Below are 22,144 nucleotides of genomic sequence, written 5' to 3' on the forward strand. Positions count from 1 at the left end.
GCACCGCGGCGGACGGCACACACTCAGCACGGCACCGTACGCACGGAGCGGCGCGCGCCGCGGACAGGAGAGGGGACCGATGGCGGTCGCGGGGCCCACCGGGCCGGTCTTGAGCCGCGAGGAGGTGGACCGCGCCCTGGCGAGGCTCGGCGCGGAGCACGAGGCTGTCGAATCCTCGCTGCTCGCCCTGCAGGACCACGCCGGCCGCAGACTGCTGGAGGGCGCCGAGCTCGACGGCGCCACCCGCGACCGGTGGGCGGTCGCCGAGCAGCTCATCAACCGGCTGTGGACGTACTTCGACGCCTACACCGACGCCCTCACCGCGGCCCGCGAGCTCCGCGCCCGCCGCCGCTGGCCCACCCAGGCCGAACTGGGCGAGCTCACCGACCTGCTGACCGGCGCCCGGGTCACCCTGCCCGGCGGCACCCCGTCCGCCACCGCCGCCTCCCCGGTCCCGACCGCCAGGCTCAGCGAGCAGCTGAGCCTGGCGGAGCTCGTCGACCGGATGAACGGCTGGTACGCCCAGGCGCTCGACGTCGTCGTCATCGCCGACGCCGTCTGGTCCGCGCTCCCGGCCCGGATCGACCTGCTCGCCGCCGAGCTCCGGCGCACCCTCTCCCTGGCCCACTCGGTCGGCGTGCGCCCCGGCGAACACCCCGCCGGCGACGACCTGGAGGACATCACCCGGGAGCTGGCCGCCCTGCGGGCCGCCGTCGTGGCGGACCCGGTCGCCTTCTGGACCGGCGCCTCGCCGAGCTCCGGCCCGGGCGGCGGCCGCCCCGACACCGAGCGCTACGACCGGGCCGCCCGCGCCCTGGAGGACGTCCGCCGCGAGATCGAGGCCGTGCTGACCGTCCGGCAGGACGCGGAGCAGCGGCTGATGCGGGTGCGCGACGTGCTCTCCCGGGCCGACCGCACGCTCACCGAGGCCCGCCAGGCCCGGGTCGAGGTGCTGTCGAAGATCGCCGCGTCCGAGGTGCCCGCCGTCTCCGGCCCGCCGACCGTGCTCTACGAGCAGCTCTCGGCCGCCGCCGAGCACCGCAGACGGGCCCGCTGGCACCGGCTCTCGCCGCTGCTGGAGGGGCTGGAGCAGCGCGCCGAGGAGGAGCTGGCGCGGGCCCGGGAGTCGCTGACGGCGGTCACCGCGCCGCTGGCCGTCCGGGCCGAACTGCGCGGCCGGCTGGACGCGTACCGGGCGAAGGCCGCCCGGCACGGCCTCGCGGAGGACCCCGTCCTGGGCGAGCGGTACGACGCGGCCCGCCGCAAGCTGTGGAGCGCGCCCTGCGACCTGCTGGCCGCGGAGCAGGCCGTGCTGCGCTACCAGCACGCCATGGCCGAGGCCCTTGCGCCGCCCGCGGGCGGAACCGGAAGCTTCGGCCAGGGTGTCATCGACCGCAGGGGGGATTCATGAGCGGCAACACCACCGGCACCACCGCGGGCATCACGGCCGGCGCCTGCCAGCGGCCCGGCTGCACGGGCGCGTACGAGGACGTGGGCGGCGGCGGGACGTACTGCGACACCTGCGGTCTCGCCCCGGTCGTCGCGCCCGACGGGTCGCTCTCGTCCCCGCCCACCGGCATCACCCACGGCGCCCCGCACAGCGCGCCCAGCTCCCGCACCTCGGCCCGCTCCTCGTCCTCGCGGAGGTCCGTCTCGGGCCGGCTCTCCCGGTCGACGGCCGGCGCGGGCGAGGGCGGCTCCCGCTCGGTGTCGGTGCGCAGCTCGCAGTCGAACACCGCCGCCTCCGGCCGCAACCGGCTCGGCGCGGGCCTGGTGAGCGTGCCGGGCGTGCCGCGCCCCGACCCGCGCTCGGCCGTGCTGGCGGATCCGGAGGTCCCCGAGCGCAAGCGGTTCTGCTCGCGGAGCGACTGCGGGGAGCCGGTGGGCCGTTCGCGCGGCGACCGCCCCGGCCGCACCGAGGGCTTCTGCACCAAGTGCGGCCATCCGTATTCGTTCGTCCCCAAGCTGCGCGCCGGTGACGTGGTGCACGGCCAGTACGAGGTGGCCGGCTGTCTGGCGCACGGCGGCCTGGGCTGGATCTATCTGGCGATAGACCGCGCCGTCTCCGACCGCTGGGTCGTCCTCAAGGGCCTGCTCGACACCGGCGACGAGGACGCGCTCGCGGTCGCCCTGTCCGAGCGGCGCTTCCTCGCCGAGATCGAGCACTCGAACATCGTCCGCATCTACAACTTCGTCGAGCATCTCGACCAGCGGACCGGCAGCCTCGACGGCTACATCGTCATGGAGTACGTCGGCGGCAAGTCCCTCAAGGACATCGCCAACGAGCGCCGGCTGTCCGACGGCCGGCGCGACCCGCTGCCGGTGGAACAGGCCTGCGCCTACGGCATCGAGGCGCTGGAGGCGCTCGGCCACCTGCACAGCCGCAACCTCCTGTACTGCGACTTCAAGGTGGACAACGCCATCCAGCAGCAGGACCAGCTCAAGCTGATCGACATGGGCGCGGTCCGGCGGGCGGACGACGAGGAGAGCGCCATCTACGGCACGGTGGGCTACCAGGCCCCCGAGGTCGCCGAGGTCGGCCCGTCGGTCGCCTCCGACCTCTACACCGTCGCCCGCACCCTGGCCGTGCTGACCTTCGACTTCCAGGGCTACACCAACGTCTTCGCGGACAGCCTGCCCGACCCGGACCACATCGAGGTCTTCCGCCGCTACGAGTCCTTCTACCGGCTCCTGGTGCGGGCCACCGACCCCGACCCGGCGCGCCGGTTCTCCTCCGCGGCCGAGATGGCGGAGCAGCTGACGGGGGTGCTGCGGGAGGTCGTCGCGCTCCAGACGGGAAAGCCCCGGCCGGCGCTGTCGCATCTGTTCGGCCCGGAGCCGCGGGTGGTGGACACCGTCCTGTTCGCCGAGCGGACCGAGGACCCGTCCGCGCTGGGCGGCCGGGCCCCGGGAGGCCGCCGGCGGGCGGCCCTGCCCGCGGCCCCCGCCTCCCCGGCGCCCTCCGTCGCCCCGCTCGACGTCCGGGCCGCCGCCTTCGCCCTGCCCGTCCCCGTGGCCGACCCGGCCGACCCGAACGCGGGCTTCCTCGCGGGCCTGCTCTCCTCCCAGCCCGCCGAGCTCGCCGCCGCGCTCCGGGCCGCGCCGGTCACCTCGCCGGAGCTGCGGCTGCGCCAGGTGCGCGCCCAGCTGGAGCTGGGCGAACTCGCCGACGCCGGGCGGGCGATGGCCGCCCTGGAGACCGAGCACCCCGACGACTGGCGGGTCATCTGGTACCGCGGGCTCCACTCGCTGGTCACCGGTGACCGGGAGACCGCGGCGGTCTCCTTCGACGCCGTCTACGACGCGTTCCCCGGCGAGCCCGCCCCCAAGCTGGCGCTGGGGGTGTGCGCGGAGGTGCTCGGCCAGCTGGACAACGCCGCCGAGTACTACCGCCTGGTGTGGGCCACCGACCCGAGCTTCGTCGGCGCCGCCTTCGGGCTGGCCCGGGTGCGGCTGGCCGCCGGGGACCGCGCGGGCGCGGTGGAGACGCTGGAGTCCGTGCCCGAGGCGTCCATCCACTTCACGGCGGCCCGCGTCGCGGCGGTCCGCGCCCGGCTGCGGCAGCGCTCCCCGCAGGAGCGGCTGTTCGACGACCTGAGCGCCGCCGCCGGCCAGGTGGAGCGGCTGGACGGCTTCGGCCTGGACCCGGTGCGCCGCGAGCGGCTCGCCACGGAGGTGCTGGGCACCGCGCTGGACTGGGTGCTCTCGGGCAGCACGGGCGCGCCACCGCCCGCGTCCGGCCCCGGGCTCACCCTGCTGGGCGGCGGGGTGGACGAACGGAGCCTGCGCTTCGGGCTGGAGCGCTCGTACCGTGTGCTCGCACGCCTCGCCCGCCGCGGTGAGGAACGGATCGAACTGGTGGAGCGGGCCAACCGTTTCCGCCCCAGGACATGGGTGTGATCGATGTCGCAACTGCCGCAAGCCGCCGAGCGGACGGCCTGTCCCGTCTGCCAGGAGCCGCTGGAGCCGGCCGACAACTACTGCGGCGGATGCGGCGTGGACCTCTCGGCGGCCCCCGCGCCCGGCCCGGCCGGTGACGCCCGGGCGCGGAGCGCCGTCCGGCTGCGCGAGGCGGAGGGGCGGCCCCCGGCGCCGCCCGGCGTGCCGGTGCAGACGGTCCACGGCACGGGCGGCGCGGCCGGTCGGCGCGCGTGTGCCGCCTGCCGGTCCGGCATGATCGACGACGACGGGTACTGCGAACACTGCGGGCATGCACAGCCGCGCGAACGGGATCACATGGAGCACGAGACGGCAGGCGTCGCCGCGGTCAGCGACCGCGGTCTGCGCCACCACCGCAACGAGGACGCCTACGCCGTGGCCACCACGGCCCTGCCGGACGGCGGCCCCGCCGTCCTCGCCGTCGTCTGCGACGGCGTGTCGTCCGCGGCGCGCTCGGACGAGGCGTCGGCCGCGGCCAGTTCGGGCGCCCTCACCGCCCTGGAGACCGCCCTCGCCGCCGGCACCCCGGCGCGCGAGGCCACCCACCGGGCGATCCTGGAGGCCGCCGAGCGCGTCAGCGCCCTGGCCGCGGGCGGCCACCGGCCCCGCGAGCACCAGCGCTACCAGCAGGAGAACGCCCCGGCCTGCACCATCGTCAGCGCGGTGATCACGGGCGAGCTGCTGACGATCGGCTGGGTCGGCGACAGCCGGGCCTACTGGGTGCCCGACGACCGCACCACCCAGCCGGCCCGGCTCACCGAGGACGACTCCTGGGCCGCCCAGATGGTGGCCGCCGGACTGCTGTCGGAGGCCGAGGCGTACGCGGACGAGCGCGCCCATGCCATCACCGGCTGGCTCGGCGCCGACGCCTACGAAGTGGAGCCGCACACCGCCGCGTTCCACCCGGACCGGCCCGGCGTCGTGATCGTCTGTACCGACGGCCTGTGGAACTACGCCGAGACGGCGGAGCAGATGGCCGCCGTCATCCCGGCCGACGCCCGCGACCGTCCCCTGGAGACCGCGCGCCATCTCGTCGGCTACGCCCTTGACGGCGGGGGCCACGACAACGTAACCGTTGCGGTACTGCCGTTCCCCGCCCGTACGGAAGGGGCGGGAACGGCCTGACGCCGGACGGCGTCACGGGGGGGGATCAGCGCGCCGGTGCCGGGGGGCATCGTGCGCGCCCGTCCGCCCTGCCACCACCCGGATCAGGTGAGTTGCGAAGGAGCGGAACGGATGTCCCAGTTCGCCAAGCCGGAGGCGCCCCGGTTCTCCGTCGACGTCTACCAGAACGAGTTCCTGCCCGAGGGCGGCCGCGAGGTCAACGCGATCGTCACGGTCACGTCCACCGGAGGCGGCACCTCCGGCGCGTCCGCCCCCGACACCGCCGTGGTGATCATGGTGGACTGCTCGGGCTCCATGGACTACCCGCCCACCAAGATGCGCAACGCCCGTCAGGCCACGGCCGCCGCCATCGACGTCCTGCGCGACGGCGTCTCCTTCGCGGTGGTGGCCGGCACCCACCAGGCCAAGGAGGTCTACCCCGGCGCCGGACGGCTCGCGGTGGCCGACGCCGCCACCCGCGCCCAGGCCAAGGAGGCGCTGCGCAGGATCGGTCCGGGCGGCGGCACGGCCATCGGCACCTGGCTGCGCCTGGCCGACCGGCTGCTGGCCACGACCGGCGCCTCCATACGCCATGGCGTCCTGCTCACCGACGGCCGCAACGAGCACGAGGAGCCGGACGCCCTCCGCGCCACCCTGGAGGCCTGCACGGGGCGGTTCACCTGTGACGCCCGGGGCGTGGGAACGGACTGGGAGGTGAAGGAGGTCACGGGCATCGCCTCGGCCCTGCTCGGCAGCGCCGACATCGTCGCCGATCCCGCCGGACTGGCCGCGGACTTCACCGGGATGATGGAGAACGCGATGGGCAAGGAGCTCGCCGACGTCTCCCTGCGGCTGTGGACCCCCCAGGGCGCCGAGGTGGCCTTCGTCAAACAGGTCGCCCCGAACGTCCGGGATCTGACGGACCGTCGTATCGAGGCCGGCCCGCGCGCGGCCGACTACCCCACCGGCTCCTGGGGCGACGAGTCCCGCGACTACCACGTCTGCGTCCGCGTCCCCGACGCCGGGGTGGGCCACGAGATGCTGGCGGCCCGCGCCTCGCTCGTCCGGCCCGCCCCCGGCGGACCGGCGCCGGAGGTCCTCGCCCAGGGCCTGGTCCGGGCGGTGTGGACGGACGATCTGGCGGCCTCGACCACCATCAACCCGCAGGTCGCCCACTACACCGGCCAGGCCGAGCTGGCCCAGGCCATCCAACAGGGCCTCGAACTGCGCAAGTCGGGCGATCTGGACGGAGCAACAGCCAAGCTGGGGAGGGCCGTTCAGCTCGCCAACCGCTCGGGGAACGAGGACACCGCCAAGCTGCTGGCGAAGGTGGTGGACGTGGTGGACGCGGTGAACGGTACTGTGCGGCTGAAGGCGAAGGTCTCCGCCGAGGCGGAGAAGACGCTCGAGACGCGGTCCACGAGGACGGTCCGGGTGAAGAAGTGACGGCGAAGAAGTAGCAGCAGTGCCACGCCAGTTGGACACGGCGCAAGAGGGGGAGACGACCGACCATGCCGACCTGCCCGAACGGCCACCAGTCGGTGGCCGACGACTGGTGCGAGGTGTGCGGGCACCGGATGTCCGGGACACCCGCGGCCACGGGGCCCGTGCCCCCGCCCCCGCCACCGTCCCCGCCCGTCTACCCCGGCCCCGCCGCGGAAGCGACCGTGCAGGCGGAGCTGTGCCCGCAGTGCCGGACGCCCCGCGAGGCCCAGGCCCCCTTCTGCGAGGAGTGCGCCTACAACTTCATGCTGCAGTCGCCCTCGCCGTATGTGGCGCCCCCGCAGCCCCAGGGCTTCGAGTCGGCCCCTCCCCCGCCGCCGCACCCCCAGCCCCCGCACACCTTTGAGTACCACGGGTCCCGGCCGTCCCGGATCAACCGCCCGGCCGAGCCACTCGCCCCGCAGCCCCCGGTCCCGGGCCCCGACGACGGCGACTGGATCCTGCCGCCGCCGAGCGCCCCGGCCGGCTGGATCGCCGTCATAGCCCCCGACCGCGACTACTTCCTCTCCATGATGAACCGCAGCGGCCCGGAGGCGGCGGGCCTGAACCTGCCCGCGTACTCGCCCGAGCAGCAGTGCCGGCTCACCGGCCCCCAGATCACCATCGGCCGCCGCCGGCACAGCACCGGGGAGTCCCCCGACATCGACCTCTCCCGGCCGCCGGAGGACCCGGGCGTCTCGCACCAGCACGCCGTGCTCGTCGAGCAGCCCGACGGCAGCTGGGCCGTGGTCGACCAGGACTCCACCAACGGCACCACGATCAACGCCTCCGAGGACCCGATCCAGCCCTACGTCCCCGTCCCGCTCCAGGACGGCGACCGGGTGCACGTCGGCGCCTGGACGACGATCACCGTCCGCCGGGGGTGAGTCCTACGCCCGGAGTCCTCCTCCGCCCATCTGCGACCATGGAGAGGTGAACGAGATCCCGCACGGCACGCTCCCGGAGCAGACCTTCTACGAGCAGGTCGGCGGCGAGGCGACCTTCCGGCGTCTGACCCGCCGCTTCTACGAGGGCGTGGCCGCGGACCCGCTGCTGCGGCCGATGTACCCGGAGGAGGACCTCGGCCCGGCCGAGGACCGCATGGCCACGTTCCTCATGCAGTACTGGGGCGGCCCCCGCACCTACAGCGAGAACCGCGGCCACCCCAGGCTGCGCATGCGCCACGCCCCCTTCACGGTGGACCGCGCCGCCCACGACGCGTGGCTGACACATATGCGCGCGGCGGTGGACGAGCTGGGCCTGTCCCCCGAGCACGAAGAGCAGCTGTGGAAGTACCTGACGTATGCGGCGGCGTCGATGATCAATACGCCGGAGTAGGTCAGCCCGTCCGGCGTTTGAGGACAACCGCGCGAAGCGCGGTTTCGGGGTCCGGGGCGGAGCCCCGGGGAAACGGTGAAAGGGCGGGGCAGGGGCAAAACCCCCTCGTCACGCAGGCGTGACGGACAACAGCCCCGCCGCCGTCCCACCTGTCCGCACCACGACGGACCCGTACGGCGTCCACAACCGCAGCCAACCCCCCGCAGCGAACAGCACCGGCGGCTCCGCCACCGAAGCAGCCCCCAGGAACCCGAGGGACTGCGCCGCGTGCACCGCCCGCAACGGCAGCCCCGTCTCCCCCAGCGTCCGCGACCAGATCTCCCGCCCGATGCGGTCCCGCTCGGCCCGCGTACGCCGCTGCTCCGGCAGCGCCTCGTCCCGCGAACGGAACTCCGCGACCGCCGCGCCGACGGCGCCCCGCGCCGCCGCCGCGTCCGGCATCCCGGCCACCCGCCGCCAGCCGCCGCGCGGCGGCAGCACACCCGTCCAGGGCGGGCCGGTGACACCCGGGGGCAGGTCGACGACGAGACCGCCCCCGGAGGACGTTCCCGCGTCGACCGCGTCCGCGAACTGCCCCGCCGACACGGTGACATCGGACACGCCCTCGTCCAGCAACCGGGCGGTCCGGATGGCGAGCACCTCGAAGGACGGCGGCCGGCCGAAGACGGCGAGCACGCCGCCGCCCGTCTGGAGCCGCACGACCGCGGCCCGGTCGTAGTGGATCAGCCGGGCGAGGAAGGCGGCCAGACCGGCCGCCTCCCCGGCGTCGGCGAACCTCAACTGCCGCCCGGGCAGAGGATCGGGAGCCGTCATGCGGCGACGGCCTCCTCGGAGTCCGGCGCCTCGTCCCGGTACTGCTCCAGCAGCACCTTCTCCTCCTCGGTGAGCCGCCGCGGCCGACCCGTCTCCAGATCGATCGGCACGACGACCGTGCTGGCCCGCACATACGTCGCGTCCGCGTCCTTGACCTCGTACGACACGGTCGCCGACGAGGCTCCGATCCTCGTCACCCAGGTCTCGATCGTCACCGGCTCGTACCGGTGCACCAGCGGACGCAGGTAGTCGATCTCGTGCCGGGCCACGACGGACCCGCCCTTGAAGGACGGGCTCCCGTCACCCGGCGCCAGCCGGAACATGAAGTCGATCCGCGCCTCTTCCAAGTAGCTCAGGAAGACGGCGTTGTTGACATGGCCGAAGGCGTCCATGTCCGACCAGCGCAGCGGGCAGGAGTAGATGTGGCGCGCCACGCTCAGCCCCGGGTGAGCTTCTTGTAGGTGGCGCGGTGCGGACGGGCCGCGTCCGGGCCGAGGCGCTCGATCTTGTTCTTCTCGTAGGACTCGAAGTTGCCCTCGAACCAGAACCACTTGGAGTCGCCCTCGTACGCCAGGATGTGCGTGGCGACCCGGTCGAGGAACCAGCGGTCGTGGGAGACGACCACGGCGGCACCCGGGAAGTCCAGCAGCGCGTTCTCCAGCGAGGAGAGGGTCTCGACGTCGAGGTCGTTGGTCGGCTCGTCGAGGAGCAGCAGGTTGCCGCCCTGCTTGAGGGTGAGCGCCAGGTTGAGGCGGTTGCGCTCGCCGCCGGAGAGCACACCGGCCGGCTTCTGCTGGTCCGGGCCCTTGAAGCCGAACGCCGAGACGTACGCCCGCGAGGGCATCTCGACCTGGCCGACGTTGATGTAGTCCAGCTCGTCCGAGACGACGGCCCACAGCGTCTTCTTGGGGTCGATGTTGGCGCGGCTCTGGTCGACGTAGGAGATCTTGACGGTCTCGCCGACCTTGATGCTGCCGGAGTCCGGCTTCTCCAGACCCTGGATCATCTTGAACAGGGTGGTCTTACCGGCACCGTTGGGGCCGATGACGCCCACGATGCCGTTGCGCGGCAGGGTGAACGACAGGTCGTCGATGAGGACCTTGTCGCCGAACGCCTTGGAGAGGTTCTCGACCTCGACGACGATCGAGCCCAGACGCGGGCCCGGCGGGATCTGGATCTCCTCGAAGTCCAGCTTCCGCATCTTGTCGGCCTCGGCGGCCATCTCCTCGTAACGGGCGAGGCGCGCCTTGGACTTGGCCTGGCGGCCCTTGGCGTTGGAGCGGACCCACTCCAGCTCTTCCTTGAGGCGCTTGGCGCGCTTGGCGTCCTTCTGCCCCTCGACCTTGAGACGGGCCTGCTTGCTCTCCAGGTAGGTGGAGTAGTTGCCCTCGTAGCCGATGGCGCGGCCGCGGTCGAGCTCCAGGATCCAGCCCGCGACGTTGTCGAGGAAGTACCGGTCGTGGGTGATCGCCACGACGGTGCCGGCGTACTGGGCCAGGTGCTGCTCCAGCCAGTTCACCGACTCGGCGTCGAGGTGGTTGGTGGGCTCGTCGAGGAGCAGCAGGTCGGGGGCCTCCAGCAGCAGCTTGCAGAGCGCCACGCGGCGCTTCTCGCCACCGGAGAGGTTGTTGACCGGCCAGTCGGCGGGCGGGCAGCCCAGCGCGTCCATGGCCTGCTCCAGCTGGGCGTCCAGGTCCCAGGCGTTGGCGTGGTCGAGCTCCTCCTGGAGCTTGCCCATCTCCTCGAGCAGGGCGTCCGAGTAGTCGGTCGCCATCAGCTCGGCGATCTCGTTGAACCGGTCGAGCTTGCCCTTGATCCCGGCGACGCCGTCCTGGACGTTCTCCAGGACGGTCTTGGACTCGTCGAGCTCCGGCTCCTGCATCAGGATGCCGACGCTGTAGCCGGGCGACAGGAAGGCGTCGCCGTTGGAGGGCTGCTCCAGACCGGCCATGATCTTGAGGACGGTGGACTTACCGGCGCCGTTCGGGCCGACCACACCGATCTTCGCGCCGGGCAGGAAGCTCAGCGTCACGTCATCGAGGATGACCTTGTCGCCGTGCGCCTTGCGCGTCTTGCGCATGGTGTAGATGTACTCAGCCAAGGGAAACCGTCCGGCAGTGGAGAAGGGCCAATGTGCGGCTCCGCCCGCGTGAGGGCAGACACATCCCATCTTGCCGTACCGGCGGCCCCGGACGAAAACGCGATTCCCCGCGGCGGGCGCCCGGCGCCCCGTTCCCGGGCCGCCCGCCGACGGGACTCACTCGTCCGTGGCCGCCGTCCTCTTCCGGCGGAGGAGGAAGACCGCCGTGCCGCCGACGACGACCAGCGCCGCCGCGACGCCCACGGTGGCCGGGGAGGCACCGCGGCTTCCGGTGACGGCGAGATCGCTGTCGGCGTCCGGCTCCGGCAGGCCGGACCGCCCCGGGGAACCGGAGCCGCCCGCCGGAGCGCTCCCCGGGGAGCCGGTGCCCGGGCCGGAGCCGGACGGGGACGGGCCGGCGCCACCGGTCGTGTCGCCCACGGCGGTGGCCGTGGTGACCTCCGGGGCGCCCGTCCGGCAGTCCAGGACGCCGGAGAAGGTCCTGGAGAAGCCCCCCGGCCCGGTGACCGTGATCCGGTAGGGCCGGTCCTCGGCGGCCTTCACCAGCACGGTCCGTGAGCGGCCCGGCCCCACCCGGTGCTTCCTGCCGTCGATCACCACGGCGTACGGCTTGTCGCCCCGGTTGCCCGCGGCGACCTCCAGGCCGCCCTCGGCGCACTTCTTCCGGGCGGACACCGCCGGGACGGCGCCCTTCCTCGCCCACTGGACGGTGGCGACCGCCGTCGCGGCGCTCCGGCTGGAACCGGCCAGGATCATCGTCTGGGTCCGGATCCGGTCCCCTATGAACGCCCGGCCCACGGGGACCTCGGTGTTGACCGCCGCCGTGAACGAGGCACCGCCGTCCGGGGTGCCGGCGGGGACGTCGAAGTAGAGCCGTCCGCCGTCGGTCGTGGTGGTGACGGGCCTGCCCGCCTTGTCGACGATCTTCACATTCCGGGGGCCGGCGTCACCGGAGGGGGTGACGGTGACGCCGTCCGCGTTGGTGCGGACGGTGACCGGGCCGATCCGGGTGCCGGGCCTGCCGGAGACGGCGAGGGGGCCGAGCGAGAGGGAGGCCGCGGGCTCCTTCAGGTCCTCGGCGTTGTCGTAGAGGTAGTCGGCAAGCTTCTCGGCCGCGGGGTCGTTCGCCTCGACCTTCGCGCCGTCCGAGTAGCGCCAGATGGCGACCTGGGTACCGGCGGCCGCGAGGTCCGCGTCGAGGGTGCCGGCCCCGGACTTCCGGGCCAGCGCGGCCAGGTCGTCGACCCGGGGGTAGGAGTTCTGGAGAATCCAGCGGATCTTCCCCGCCCGGGGGTTGTTCTGCAGGGACGACTCGCTCCAGCCGACCTCCTTGTACGCGGCGCCGTTGACGGTGCCGGTGTTGACGTCCACGCAGTAGGTCTGGAGGGTGCCGCCGCCGTCGACCTTCATCTCGAACAGGCCCGCCATCACATTCCCGGGTCTGCTGCCGCCCTTGACGTGCGCCCACGCCTTGGCCGTCATCTCGCCGCCGAGCGTCGCGGCGACGCCGCCCGCGTCCTGCGGCCCCTCCTCCACCACGGCGGCGCCGGCCGGGCCCACCGCACCGGCCACGGCCAGCGCCACCGCCAGGGCGACCGTCGCGAGGCATGCGGAACCGCGCCTCAACACAGAGCTCATGACTTTCCTTTCGGATGGGCGGCCGGCCGCGGAAGCACATCACAGGCCTCACCAGGCAACCCAAGAAGCAGCAGCCCCCGTTGCTACGAACGGGATCCTAGGGAGCGCGTACAACCCTCTGAACACACCGGCCTTCCGGACGGCCGATCCGAATCGGAATCGTTATCGGAATCAGGTGTTCAGCTCGGCATTATCGATAAATCCCCGAGGACAAAGCACCCATTTCGCAAGGCAGTTGCCCACCACCTGAAGACCCCTCAGCGCACGGCCCTTCAGCACACGGCGCCTCAGTGCGCGACCGCCCCGACCGCCCCGGCCGCCGCCTCCACGTCCGCCGCCGCCCGCGCCGCCACACCCGCCATCCGCACCGGCTCGACCGGTAGCGGCCGGGCCGGTGACACCCGGCGGAACACCGAGGTGCCCCGGGCGAGGTCATGACCGATGGAGAGCGCGTCGATGTCCGCCGACACCCAGCGTTTCCCGTCCCGGTCCTGCGAGGTGATCCTCAACTTCCCCCGGACGATGAGTGGTTCGCCGATCGTCACGGACGCGACCACATTGGAGGCCAGGGTCCGCCACGCCCACACCGAGTAGAAGCTCGTGTGCGCGTCCGTCCACTCCTCCCGCCCCCGGTCCCAGCGGCGCACCGTCGCCGCCAGCCGGAAGTGCGCGACCGCCGACCCGTTAGAGGTCTCCCTGAAGTCCGGCTGGGTCGCCACATTGCCCACGACCGTCACCAGCGTCTCGTTCATCGCATGCCTCCCCCGTCGACCGCCCGGCCGCTCCCCGCGACCGGGTCCTGGCCCCATGGTGCACACCCCGGCGGAATCCCGCTCACGCCTGTGGACGAGGCCCGAGTTGGGGACAACACCGTCACCCACAGGCGCCCCGGCCGCCCCCTCTCCAACCCCCCGTCACATCTCCCCGGCCGCCACCACGAACTGCGCCCGGACCTCCCGGTACCGCAACAGCTCGGCCGCCACCGGCTCCAGCACCCGCTCCCGCCCCAACGACGCGGCCGCACCCCGCAGCCTGCGCTCCGTCTCCAGCCCGTACGCCCGCGCCGGGCCCCGCGCCGCCATCCGGCAGCCCCACGCCAGGGCCGGCGCACCCGCTCCGCTCCCGGCCGCCACCACCCCCGGAATCCACCACTCCAGGTTCAGCGCCCCGGCCATCTCGGCCACCAGCCCCGCCGCCCCGAGCAGTTGCAGCACCACGAACGTCACCTGCAGCCCCAGGGCCACCACCCACCAGCGGGGCCGCACCAGCCGCGGCGCCTCCGCACCCCGCGTCCGCCCGGCCCCGGTGCGCCGCGCCCCGGTCCAACCGCCCGTGCGCCAGGCGCCCGTGCACCACGCACCCGCACCCCACACCCCCGTACGCCGCCCCACGGCCCGCCACCCGCCGCTCCGGGCCGCCCAGGCCCACATGCCCTCCGTGCGCCACCCGCCCGTGTCGCCCTCGCGGCGCGCGGCCGGGACGGGAGCCGCGGCCCCCGCCTCGTCCAGGGCCTCCGCCAGCCCCACCGCCCCGCGCACCGCCGCCTCGCGCACGGCCAGGGCCCATGGCCCCGGCAGCCCGGCGGACGCCTCGTGCACCAGCGTCCGCACGGCCTGTTCCACCAGCGGCCGCGACGCCGTCCGGCGCTGCTGCGGCGCCACGTCCTCGTCCTCCGCCCCCGGCACCCCCGTCCGGTCGCGCAGCCGCAGGTACAGCCGCCACGCCCGGCCCCACACCGTCCCGCAGGCCCGCTCGGCGGCCCGCAGCCAGGTCCGTTCGGCCCGCAGCCCGGAGGCGCGGGCACCGACCGCCTCCGCGAGCCGGTCCTCGAAGTCCAGCCGCGTCCCGTCGGTCAGCCCCGGCCGCCCGTCGGCCACATAGGCCGGGCGCAGCCGCCGCGACGCACCCTCCACATCGGCGGTCAGCCGCAGCTCGGCCGCGCACCGGCGGGCCGCGAACTGGCCGAGCGCCTCGCGCAGTTCACCGACCCCCTCGCCGGTGAGCGCCGACAGTGCCAGCACCGTCGCCCCCGGCTCCCCGTGCTCCCCGAGCGCCAGCCCGTCCTCGTCCAGCAGTCGGCGCAGATCGTCCAGCACCTGGTCCACGGCGTCCGCCGAGAGCCGGTCCAGCTGGTTGAGGACGACGAAGGTCACCTCCGCGTACCCGGCCAGCGGCCGCAGGTACTGCTCGTGGAGCACCGCGTCCGCGTACTTCTCCGGGTCCACCACCCAGATCACCGCGTCCACCAGCCCGAGCAGCCGGTCGACCTGCTCCCGGTGGCCGGCCGCGGCGGAGTCGTGGTCGGGCAGGTCGAGGAGGACGACGCCGGCGAGCTGCGGGTCGTAGGGGCGCGGCGGCTGCCGGCGCGAACGGGCCGGGACGCCGAGGCGGTCCAGCATCCCGTCGGCGCGGTCGGCGAAGGCGCAGGCCACGGGTGCCGCGGTGGTGGGCCGGCGGACCCCGGCCTCCGAGAGCTGGGCCCGGGCGAGCGCGTTGAACAGCGTGGACTTGCCGCTGCCCGTCGATCCGGCGATCGCCACCACCGTGAGGTCGAGCGACTGCCGCTGCCGCGCCGCGGCCTCCTCCAGCACCCGCCCCGCCTCGGCGAGCATCGCGCCGTCCAGCCGCGCCCGGGACAGGCCGACCAGCTCGCGCAGGGCGTCGAGCCGGGACAGGAGCGTGCCCCCGAGCGCGGTCGCGGTCCGCGGCTGCGCGGGCCGCGCGGCGGGCTCCTCCGGGTGGGCCTTCTCGTGCTCCTGGCGCGCGCGGCGCGCGATCAGCCCGTCGTCCCAGGAGCGTTCGGCGTCGTCGGGCGCGGGCGGCGGCTGTTGCCCGCAGCGGCTGTCGGCGGAGTGCACCGCGGTCACCTTTCCTTCTGGAGTACGGACAACACCGCGATGAGCTCGACCTGGTGATCCGGCGTCACATCGAGGGCTTCGAGGGGAGCGGTCCGGCGGTCCCGCTCCGCGTCCAGGACCCGTTCCATGCACGCGTCGAGGAGGAGGACGCCGCGGTCGCGCAGCCGCTGGGCGCTCTGCGCGCCCACGGTCTCGGCCAGGCCCTCCCCGGCGGCGAGGGCCCGCCGGCCGCCCAGCAGCGCCGCGGCGAGCAGGGCGGTGACCCGGTCCGTGTCGGCGGGGGCGCCGCGCTCGGCGGCCCGCGCCTCCTCCTCCACGATCTCCTCCAGGCAGCGCCGCCAGTGGCGCACGGCCACCCCGATCCGGGCCGCGGCGCCCTCCGCGTCGCGCGGGGCGAGCACCGTCCCCGCGGCGGGATCGTCCGCGTCGGCGGTGGCGATCTCCTCGTCCGCGGCGTCCACGGCGCAGCCCAGGAGGGCGGTGAAGGCGTTGGTCAGCGCGGTCAGCAGCTCCTCGGGCGTGCTGTCGCGCGGGTATCCGCGCCAGTGCGTCAGCGCGTCCCCGGCGAGCGCCTCGCCCGCGGCCGCGTCGCGCCGCACCCGTTCGGCGGCCCGGCCGTAGGCGTCCTCGGCCCGCTGGAGCAGCCGGACGGCGGCGGAGTGCTGGATGGCCGCCGCCCCGGCGAGCCCCGGCAGCCGGGTGCCGAGCGAGGCGAGGACGCCGTTGGCGGTACGGGCCCGGGCCACGGTCCGCGAGGCGGGGTCCTGGGCCCGCTGGATCAGCCAGGACCGCAGCCCCGCGACGGCCGTCACGGGCAGCAGCCCGCTGCCGCCGGCGACGGACTCGGGCAGCTCGGGGATGGTGAACCGGGGGACGTCCCCCAGCCCGGCCGCCTCCAGCAGCGCCCCGAACTGCCGGGCCACCTCCCCGGTGACCTGGTGCGGCACCCGGTCCACCACGGTGACGAGCGTGACGTCGTACTCCTTGGCCGCGCGCAGCAGGTGCCAGGGGACGGCGTCCGCGTAGCGGGTGGCGGTGGTGACCAGGACCCAGATGTCGGCGGCGCAGATCAGCTCGGCGGCGAGCTCGCGGTTGCGGGCCACGAGCGAGTCGATGTCGGGGGCGTCGAGCAGCGCCAGCCCGCGCGGCAGGCTGCGGTCGGTCTCGATCCGCAGCCCCGGCCGCCCGTCGTCCTCCTCCGGTACGGGCACCCCGCCCTGTGGTCCCTCGGGCTCCTGGGAATCCTGGGACGGCACCCAGACCCTGCGCAGCGCCGGCAGCACCCGGGGCCCGGCGAACCAGTGGTGGTCATCGGGGTGACAGACGAGAACCGGGGTGTGCGTGGTGGGCCGCAGCACCCCCGCCTCGGTGACCCGCCGCCCCACCAGCGAGTTCACCAGGGTGGACTTGCCCGCCCCGGTGGACCCCCCGACCACCGCCAGCAACGGCGCTTCGGGGGCGCAGAGCCGGGGCACCAAGTAGTCGTCGAGCTGCGCCAGCAGTTCGACCCGGTTGCGACGGGCGCGGGCGGCGCCGGGAAGGGGGAGGGGGAAGCGTGCGGCGTCGACGCGGTCACGCAGTGCGGACAGCGCGTCGAGCAGTCGGGGCCGTACGTCCAAGGTCGCCACGTGTGCAGAATGCCCAATTCTGATGTGTTTTTGAAGCGTATAGCCCCTGGCGCGCGAGGCGTGGCGAATGAGGCCCAGGGAGGTCCCGGCATAACGAGTACACAACACCCGTCGCGCGAGGCGTCAAAAACGGTGCACGATTCGCACCCGCCTGCGATTATCAGGACCGCTTCACCGAACCTCCACATCGTGTCACGGAGGTGAAGCAACCGGGACGAGGTACGCGGAGCCCTATCCTTGTCCCCGGCAAGGTCACGGCACCACCGAGCCCGGGGCTTCAGCCGTCCGCGACCGCCGCACGATCCGGCCCCCGTAGCTCAGTGGATAGAGCAGGCGCCTTCTAAGCGCTTGGCCGCAGGTTCGAGTCCTGCCGGGGGCGCTCCGTTTCTTTCACGCCTCTCCCCGCCAGGGAGGGGCGTTTTTGCTGGTCAACGCGATGCCCATCGGACCTTCCGCGGGCGCCGGACCGCCCCGCGGGAGTACGGGGAGGTCCGGCGCTGTCCGGCTGTCACCGGGGTTCTACGGGTGGCCACGGAGAAATAGCGGAGAAGTTCTCCGGGCTGGGGTCAGTCCTCAGGTAGCCCGATGAGGTCCTCCTGCGCCTCCATCCGGCGCTTGAGGTCCGGGAGCTGTCCCTCGATGCACTGGGCGTAGACGGACAGCAGGACGGCCACACTGTTGCCCGCCCAGTACGCCGCCTGTGCCGGCGGGATGCCGTCGTTGAGCCACTTCGTCAGACGGGTGTGCCGGATGTCGTAGATCCGCTTACCCATGGGGGACGCGTACTCGACCTCGGTCAGCTCCTCCTTTCTGACGCTCCGCCACGCTCTGCGCGTGACCGAGCCTGAGAGGATGCCTCCCTTCTCCCCCGGGAACAGCCGGTCGCCAGGCTTCAGCCCCTCCTCCCTGATGTACTCGCGCAGAATCCTCGTCAAGGGCGGCGGGCCAGGCACAACGCGCGTCTCCTCCTTGAGCTTCCCCCGAGATGCGGAGTCAGTTGACAGAGGGTCAGATGGGACTCATGAGAGGACCTTCGACCATGGCTGCCCCGAGAAGATATCCGCTGGAGTTGCGTGAGCGTGCGGTGCGGATGTACCGCACCTCCGACCCGAGGCCGCAGATCAAGAAACTGGCCGTCGACCTCGGCGTGCATCCGGAGGCCCTGCGCGGCTGGATCCGCCAGGCCGAGGCCGATGCCGGCGAGCGCGACGACCGGCTCACCACCGACGAGCGGGCCGAGCTCACGGCCCTGCGCAAGGAGAACGCCCAGCTCAAGCGGGCCAACGACGTGCTGCGGACGGCCTCGGCGTTTTTCGCGGCGCAACTCGACCCGACCCGGCCCAGGTGACGGCGCTCGTTGACGAGCATCCCCGCCTGGGGGTCGAGTGCGTACTCCGGGAGCTCCACATCCCTTCCGCCACTTACTACCGCTGGCGCCGCGCGGAGAAGGAGCCGTGCGAACGGCGCCGCCGGGACGTCGAGCTGACCGAGCAGATCCGCACGATCCACGCCGACTCCGGCGGGATCTACGGCTCGCCGCGGGTGCACGCCGTCCTCAAACGGGAGGGCGTCCGCGTGGGCCGCAAGCGGGTCGAACGGCTGATGCGCGAGGACGGTCTTGCGGGCGTGAGCCCACGCCGCAAGAGCGGCTTCACGCGCCGGGACCCGAAGGCCACCTTGGCCCCGGACCTGGTCAACCGGGACTTCACCGCACCCGCGCCGAACCGGCTGTGGGTCACCGACCTCACAATGGTTCCGACCGGCGAGGGGCCGCTGTGGCTCTCGGCGATCCGCGACGCGTTCTCCCGCCGGGTGGTCGCCTGGGAGACCTCCGCCCGCGCCGATGCGGACCTGGTGCTGACCACCCTCGAGTACGCCCTCTCGTCCCGCGAGGTCGAGCCGGGCAAGCTCATTCACCACGCCGATCACGGCTGTCAATACACGTCCATCAAGCTCACGACCCGGTTGGTGCGGGCGGGAATTGAGGCGTCCATGGGGTCCGTGGGGGACTCGTACGATAACGCCCTCGCGGAAAATCTGTGGATGCTGATCAAGACCGAGGGCCTGCGCGGCCGCACCTTCGCCACACGTGCCGAGGCGAACCTCGCGCTCTTCGAGTACATCGACGGTTTCTATAACCCCCGCCGCATCCAAGAACGGCTCGGCTACCTCAGCCCGATCGAGTTCGAGGAGAAGCACTACACCGACCAGGCGACGGCCGAACCAGCGAACCTGAACACCCATCAACCCGTCCCGACCTGCTGATCAGCAACTCTCACGCAGCGGGGGAACCTCACCTCGGCCCGCCCCTTCAGCCCGCGCTCCTCGTGGAGCTGGCCGTCATCGGTCCAGTTCTTCCCGACCTCCGGCTGCGCGGTGTGGAACAGCAGCTCCGACCACTGGTCCTCTGCATCCTCCGGCGGCAGGACCACGTCCTCCACGACCATCGCCACGGCTTCCTCCGGGCGCGGTCCGGAATAGAAGATCGTGGCGAAGTAGGCGTGCAGCTTCCGGCCTCCGCGGGGCCGACGACGGACACCGGCCAGCATGCGCGCCATCCGGGCCGGATGGATCAGAGATCGCCTGTCCACTGCGTTGGACGTCTTGGGCGTCGCGCCCCTCCCCTTCGGCAGCGGGTTCTCGCGCAGGATCCGGTGCTTGACCGCGTGCTGCATAGCCACGTTGAGTATCCGCCGGTTGCGCTTGACGGAACTGGCTGCGGCACGCCTGCCGTCAAGCCTCGTATCCACAGCGCGCAGGACCTCGTCAACCTTGACCGGGTCCTCCCACGCCGCCATGGTCAGCGAGTTCCGCTCCACCCACCTCAGGATGGTGGCCACCTCCGGCGGCGCCTCCCCCCGCCGCTTCGTATTGAACGCGTACTCCCTCAGCGCTGTGCGGACGTCGACGGGGCGAAAGGCCGCTGGCGACGTCCGCAGCAGCGCGATGGTCGTCGCCATGAGCGCCTTGGCCGTGTTCTTCCGGCTGTTGCCGGCGGTGCGGTGCCACTGGTAGTCCGCGAACTGAACTGCGAAGTCGTACCAGTTCGTCGTGCTCGCCTTCGATTGGTGCGAGACGGGCCTGCCGGTGGCGATGCTGAACGGCTCACCGCGGCGAGCGGCGCTCACCAACTCGGAGCGAAAAGCGTCCGCCTGGGCACGCGTACCCAGGGGTTCACGCCACTCCTGGCCGTCGAGCGTCCAGCGCACCGTGTACGTGGTGCCGCGCTTGCCTTTGTAGACGGCGGTCTTCCAGAACTTGACGTTGTACGTCGTGCCCATCAAGCGGCGTCCTCGTGGTCGTCGAGCCAGTGATCCAGAGCGCTACGGCGGACCCTCAGGTCGCCGTTCGGGAGCTTGATGCAACGGGGCGCCCGGTTCTTCCGGCGCCAGTCGTAGAAAGTGGAGCGCGAGATCTTCAGCTCCTCGCAGACCTCATCGAGGGTGAGCTTCTCTCGGTCCCTGGTGCTGCCGGACATCGAAGTGCCTCCTCGGCAGAGCGGGGCGGGCAAGAACGGGGCGTCGCCGAAGTTCCCCGCGGTGGTTCCGTGTTGGATCCGCATTGCTCTGAGTCGCGACTCATCGCGACTCAGAGCGGGCGGGAAGGCGCTTGAGTCGCGATGAGTCACGACTCAAGCTGATGTGGATCGGACGGCTTGAGGGTGATGCCGTTGTAGATCGCCACCTGCTGGCCGTACGCGTCGCGGGGCCGTGTGCGGTGGAGTTGGGGGATGACGGAGAGGAGGTTGCGGCCGAACATCTGCTTCGTACCGACCGCTCGGACGCCGTTGTCCTCAGCCCACTCCCGCCAGACCGCCCACAGGGTGTCCACGGGCACGCTGCACACCGGCCCGGTGGTGCAGCGTTCGCGGATGAACGCGGAGGTGGGGGAGGCGGTGTCCTGCATGGTGGTGACCGCTTCGCGACTGCACTCGGGCTCGGTGATCCGGCCCTTGGCCTCCAGGCGAGCGAGTCCGTCCAGGGCCCAGTTCAGGATCCCGGGCATCTCGGCGACGAGCCGGCCGAACAGGGTCGGGTCTTCCTTGCCCAGCCACGACACGGTCATCGTGAGCACGACGAACCGGCGGGCGATGACCCCGGAGGAGTCGCCGAAGTACGGCAGTTCGTTGGACAGGATCATCAGCCGCGTGGGGAGCTTGCCGGTCCACACTTCCCGGTACTTGCGGTCGATGTCGATCGTGTCCTCACCGGAGATGGTGAGCAGCCGCTCCACCACCTGGCTGTTGTCGTTGCCGGACAGCCGGGCGTCGGAGATGACCGCGAGCGGCTTGCCGATCAGTGTCGACAGCCCAAAGTTCGTGCCCATCCCGGCGAGAGTGGGGCCGGCGAGGTTCTCCTTGCCGACCAGTTCTTTGAGTACGCGGGCGATGGTGCCCTTGCCCGAACGGGACGGGCCGACCATGAGCAGGATCTTCTGCTGGTCGGTGCGACCCGACAGGACGTAGCCGAACCACTCCTGCACCGCCTCGATGGCGTCCGGGTCGTCGGGCCAGACCTGCCGCAGGAACCGGTCCCACGTTGGTGCGGTCGCGTCCGGGTCATAGGGGTAGGGCACGGAGACCAGGTTGAAGAACGCCGGACTGTGCGGCCGCAGCGCACGGTCCCGGATACGCAACAGCCCATTCGCGCACGCCACAACCGGCCCGTCGTCAGCCGCCGTCCCGTCGGCCCACGAAGGGGCGTCGGTGTCGGTGGGCAGCAGGGTGATGGCCGTGAGCGCGTCCAGCAGGTTGCTGATCTTCTGCTTGGTCGGCGCCCACTCCCGCGGCTCCGGCTCACCCTTCTTGTTCACGGCCCAGTAGATGACGTTCTCCAGACGCGTGTACATCGCCGCGCGCACCTGCACCTCGTCCAACTCCCGCCAGCAGGTGCCCGTCCAGCGCATCCACGATCCCCGCCACCGCCGACAAACCAGGTGTCCGGCCTCGGTCTGCCAGTCAGGGAGGAGCCGACGGGCGACGGCCAACGGGTTTGACGGGGCAGGGAGTTCCTCGGAAACCATGTCCTGTTCGGTCATGCCGCTGACCTCCCTTCGGCGGTGGCGTGGGGGCAGGTGGCGATGCGGACGCGGGCGGCCAGCTCGATGACGGCAGCCCGGCCGCGGGCGCGTTCGTGGTGCCCGCAGACACACAGCCAGTCCGCGACCGGCACGCCGGTCATGTGGACCTGAAAACCCGGCTGGATACCGGTGATGACGACCGCGTGAGGGTCAGGACGAAGAGC

Annotated in this window: 20 protein-coding genes and 1 tRNA gene; 9 read left to right on the forward strand and 12 right to left on the reverse strand. The window is 72.8% G+C overall.

Features of this window, described 5'->3' with window-relative positions:
* Positions 1–79: 79 nt before the first annotated feature.
* The 6 genes from AB8735_RS14545 to AB8735_RS14570 all read left to right on the forward strand — a co-directional run bounded on the left by AB8735_RS14545 (position 80) and on the right by AB8735_RS14570 (position 7,863).
* Positions 80–1,411 (forward strand): hypothetical protein, encoded by a 1,332-nt coding sequence (locus tag AB8735_RS14545; RefSeq protein ID WP_344031339.1) that lies wholly within the window; start codon positions 80–82, stop codon positions 1,409–1,411.
* Positions 1,408–3,900 carry a tetratricopeptide repeat protein gene (locus AB8735_RS14550; protein WP_372407714.1) on the forward strand — a complete coding sequence of 831 codons (2,493 nt, stop codon included), beginning with the start codon at positions 1,408–1,410 and terminating at the stop codon, positions 3,898–3,900. Before AB8735_RS14545 ends, AB8735_RS14550 begins: the two co-directional genes overlap by 4 nt.
* 3 nt (positions 3,901–3,903) lie before the next feature.
* Positions 3,904–5,064 carry a PP2C family serine/threonine-protein phosphatase gene (locus AB8735_RS14555; RefSeq protein ID WP_344031335.1) on the forward strand — a complete coding sequence of 387 codons (1,161 nt, stop codon included), beginning with the start codon at positions 3,904–3,906 and terminating at the stop codon, positions 5,062–5,064.
* 111 nt (positions 5,065–5,175) lie between these two features.
* A complete protein-coding gene (locus AB8735_RS14560) occupies positions 5,176–6,489 on the forward strand; it encodes a VWA domain-containing protein (protein ID WP_372407715.1) in 1,314 nt (437 codons plus the stop codon).
* Between the two features lie 65 nt (positions 6,490–6,554).
* Positions 6,555–7,412 (forward strand): FHA domain-containing protein, encoded by an 858-nt coding sequence (locus AB8735_RS14565; RefSeq protein WP_344031332.1) that lies wholly within the window; start codon positions 6,555–6,557, stop codon positions 7,410–7,412.
* 46 nt (positions 7,413–7,458) lie between these two features.
* A complete protein-coding gene (locus tag AB8735_RS14570; protein ID WP_344031330.1) occupies positions 7,459–7,863 on the forward strand; it encodes a globin in 405 nt (134 codons plus the stop codon).
* A 108-nt stretch (positions 7,864–7,971) separates the two neighbouring features.
* Here AB8735_RS14570 and AB8735_RS14575 read toward each other — a convergent pair whose 3' ends face one another.
* The 7 genes from AB8735_RS14575 to AB8735_RS14605 all read right to left on the reverse strand — a co-directional run bounded on the left by AB8735_RS14575 (position 7,972) and on the right by AB8735_RS14605 (position 16,892).
* Complete coding sequence (locus tag AB8735_RS14575; protein WP_372407718.1) at positions 7,972–8,676, reverse strand: hypothetical protein; 705 nt, start codon at positions 8,674–8,676, stop codon at positions 7,972–7,974.
* Complete coding sequence (locus AB8735_RS14580; protein WP_372407720.1) at positions 8,673–9,110, reverse strand: acyl-CoA thioesterase; 438 nt, start codon at positions 9,108–9,110, stop codon at positions 8,673–8,675. The genes AB8735_RS14575 and AB8735_RS14580 overlap by 4 nt, the downstream gene beginning before the upstream one ends.
* Before the next feature lie 2 nt (positions 9,111–9,112).
* A complete protein-coding gene (ettA, locus tag AB8735_RS14585; protein WP_344031324.1) occupies positions 9,113–10,777 on the reverse strand; it encodes an energy-dependent translational throttle protein EttA in 1,665 nt (554 codons plus the stop codon).
* A gap of 156 nt (positions 10,778–10,933) precedes the next feature.
* Positions 10,934–12,415 (reverse strand): Cys-Gln thioester bond-forming surface protein, encoded by a 1,482-nt coding sequence (locus AB8735_RS14590; protein WP_372407722.1) that lies wholly within the window; start codon positions 12,413–12,415, stop codon positions 10,934–10,936.
* A gap of 287 nt (positions 12,416–12,702) precedes the next feature.
* On the reverse strand, positions 12,703–13,167 hold the full coding sequence (locus tag AB8735_RS14595) for a single-stranded DNA-binding protein (RefSeq protein WP_372407723.1): 465 nt from the start codon (positions 13,165–13,167) through the stop codon (positions 12,703–12,705).
* A gap of 162 nt (positions 13,168–13,329) precedes the next feature.
* Positions 13,330–15,282 (reverse strand): GTPase, encoded by a 1,953-nt coding sequence (locus AB8735_RS14600; protein ID WP_372407725.1) that lies wholly within the window; start codon positions 15,280–15,282, stop codon positions 13,330–13,332.
* The gene (locus tag AB8735_RS14605) at positions 15,279–16,892 is read right to left on the reverse strand and encodes a dynamin family protein (protein ID WP_344031358.1); all 1,614 of its coding nucleotides are present in this window, start codon (positions 16,890–16,892) and stop codon (positions 15,279–15,281) included. Before AB8735_RS14605 ends, AB8735_RS14600 begins: the two co-directional genes overlap by 4 nt.
* A gap of 315 nt (positions 16,893–17,207) precedes the next feature.
* Between AB8735_RS14605 and AB8735_RS14610 the strand changes: the two genes are divergently transcribed.
* Positions 17,208–17,280, forward strand: a tRNA-Arg gene (locus AB8735_RS14610).
* Positions 17,281–17,467: 187 nt separating this feature from the next.
* Here the strand turns inward: AB8735_RS14610 and AB8735_RS14615 are convergent.
* The gene (locus AB8735_RS14615; protein ID WP_372407727.1) at positions 17,468–17,836 is read right to left on the reverse strand and encodes a hypothetical protein; all 369 of its coding nucleotides are present in this window, start codon (positions 17,834–17,836) and stop codon (positions 17,468–17,470) included.
* 104 nt (positions 17,837–17,940) lie between these two features.
* Here AB8735_RS14615 and AB8735_RS14620 point away from each other — a divergent pair, with 104 nt between their 5' ends.
* Positions 17,941–18,249 carry a transposase gene (locus AB8735_RS14620; protein WP_372404934.1) on the forward strand — a complete coding sequence of 103 codons (309 nt, stop codon included), beginning with the start codon at positions 17,941–17,943 and terminating at the stop codon, positions 18,247–18,249.
* Positions 18,246–19,166 (forward strand): IS3 family transposase, encoded by a 921-nt coding sequence (locus AB8735_RS14625; RefSeq protein ID WP_372404936.1) that lies wholly within the window; start codon positions 18,246–18,248, stop codon positions 19,164–19,166. Before AB8735_RS14620 ends, AB8735_RS14625 begins: the two co-directional genes overlap by 4 nt.
* Here AB8735_RS14625 and AB8735_RS14630 read toward each other — a convergent pair.
* The 4 genes from AB8735_RS14630 to AB8735_RS14645 form a co-directional block, all read right to left on the reverse strand.
* Positions 19,145–20,182 carry a site-specific integrase gene (locus tag AB8735_RS14630; RefSeq protein ID WP_372407730.1) on the reverse strand — a complete coding sequence of 346 codons (1,038 nt, stop codon included), beginning with the start codon at positions 20,180–20,182 and terminating at the stop codon, positions 19,145–19,147. The two genes, AB8735_RS14625 and AB8735_RS14630, sit on opposite strands and share 22 nt — an antisense overlap.
* On the reverse strand, positions 20,182–20,379 hold the full coding sequence (locus tag AB8735_RS14635; protein ID WP_372407733.1) for a helix-turn-helix transcriptional regulator: 198 nt from the start codon (positions 20,377–20,379) through the stop codon (positions 20,182–20,184). Before AB8735_RS14635 ends, AB8735_RS14630 begins: the two co-directional genes overlap by 1 nt.
* 146 nt (positions 20,380–20,525) lie before the next feature.
* The gene (locus AB8735_RS14640) at positions 20,526–21,938 is read right to left on the reverse strand and encodes a phage/plasmid primase, P4 family (protein ID WP_372407736.1); all 1,413 of its coding nucleotides are present in this window, start codon (positions 21,936–21,938) and stop codon (positions 20,526–20,528) included.
* Positions 21,935–22,081 carry a hypothetical protein gene (locus AB8735_RS14645; protein ID WP_372407737.1) on the reverse strand — a complete coding sequence of 49 codons (147 nt, stop codon included), beginning with the start codon at positions 22,079–22,081 and terminating at the stop codon, positions 21,935–21,937. The genes AB8735_RS14640 and AB8735_RS14645 overlap by 4 nt, the downstream gene beginning before the upstream one ends.
* Positions 22,082–22,144: the final 63 nt, after the last annotated feature.

The sequence above is a fragment of the Streptomyces luteireticuli genome, assembly GCF_041519305.1.
Lineage (GTDB): Bacteria > Actinomycetota > Actinomycetes > Streptomycetales > Streptomycetaceae > Streptomyces > Streptomyces luteireticuli.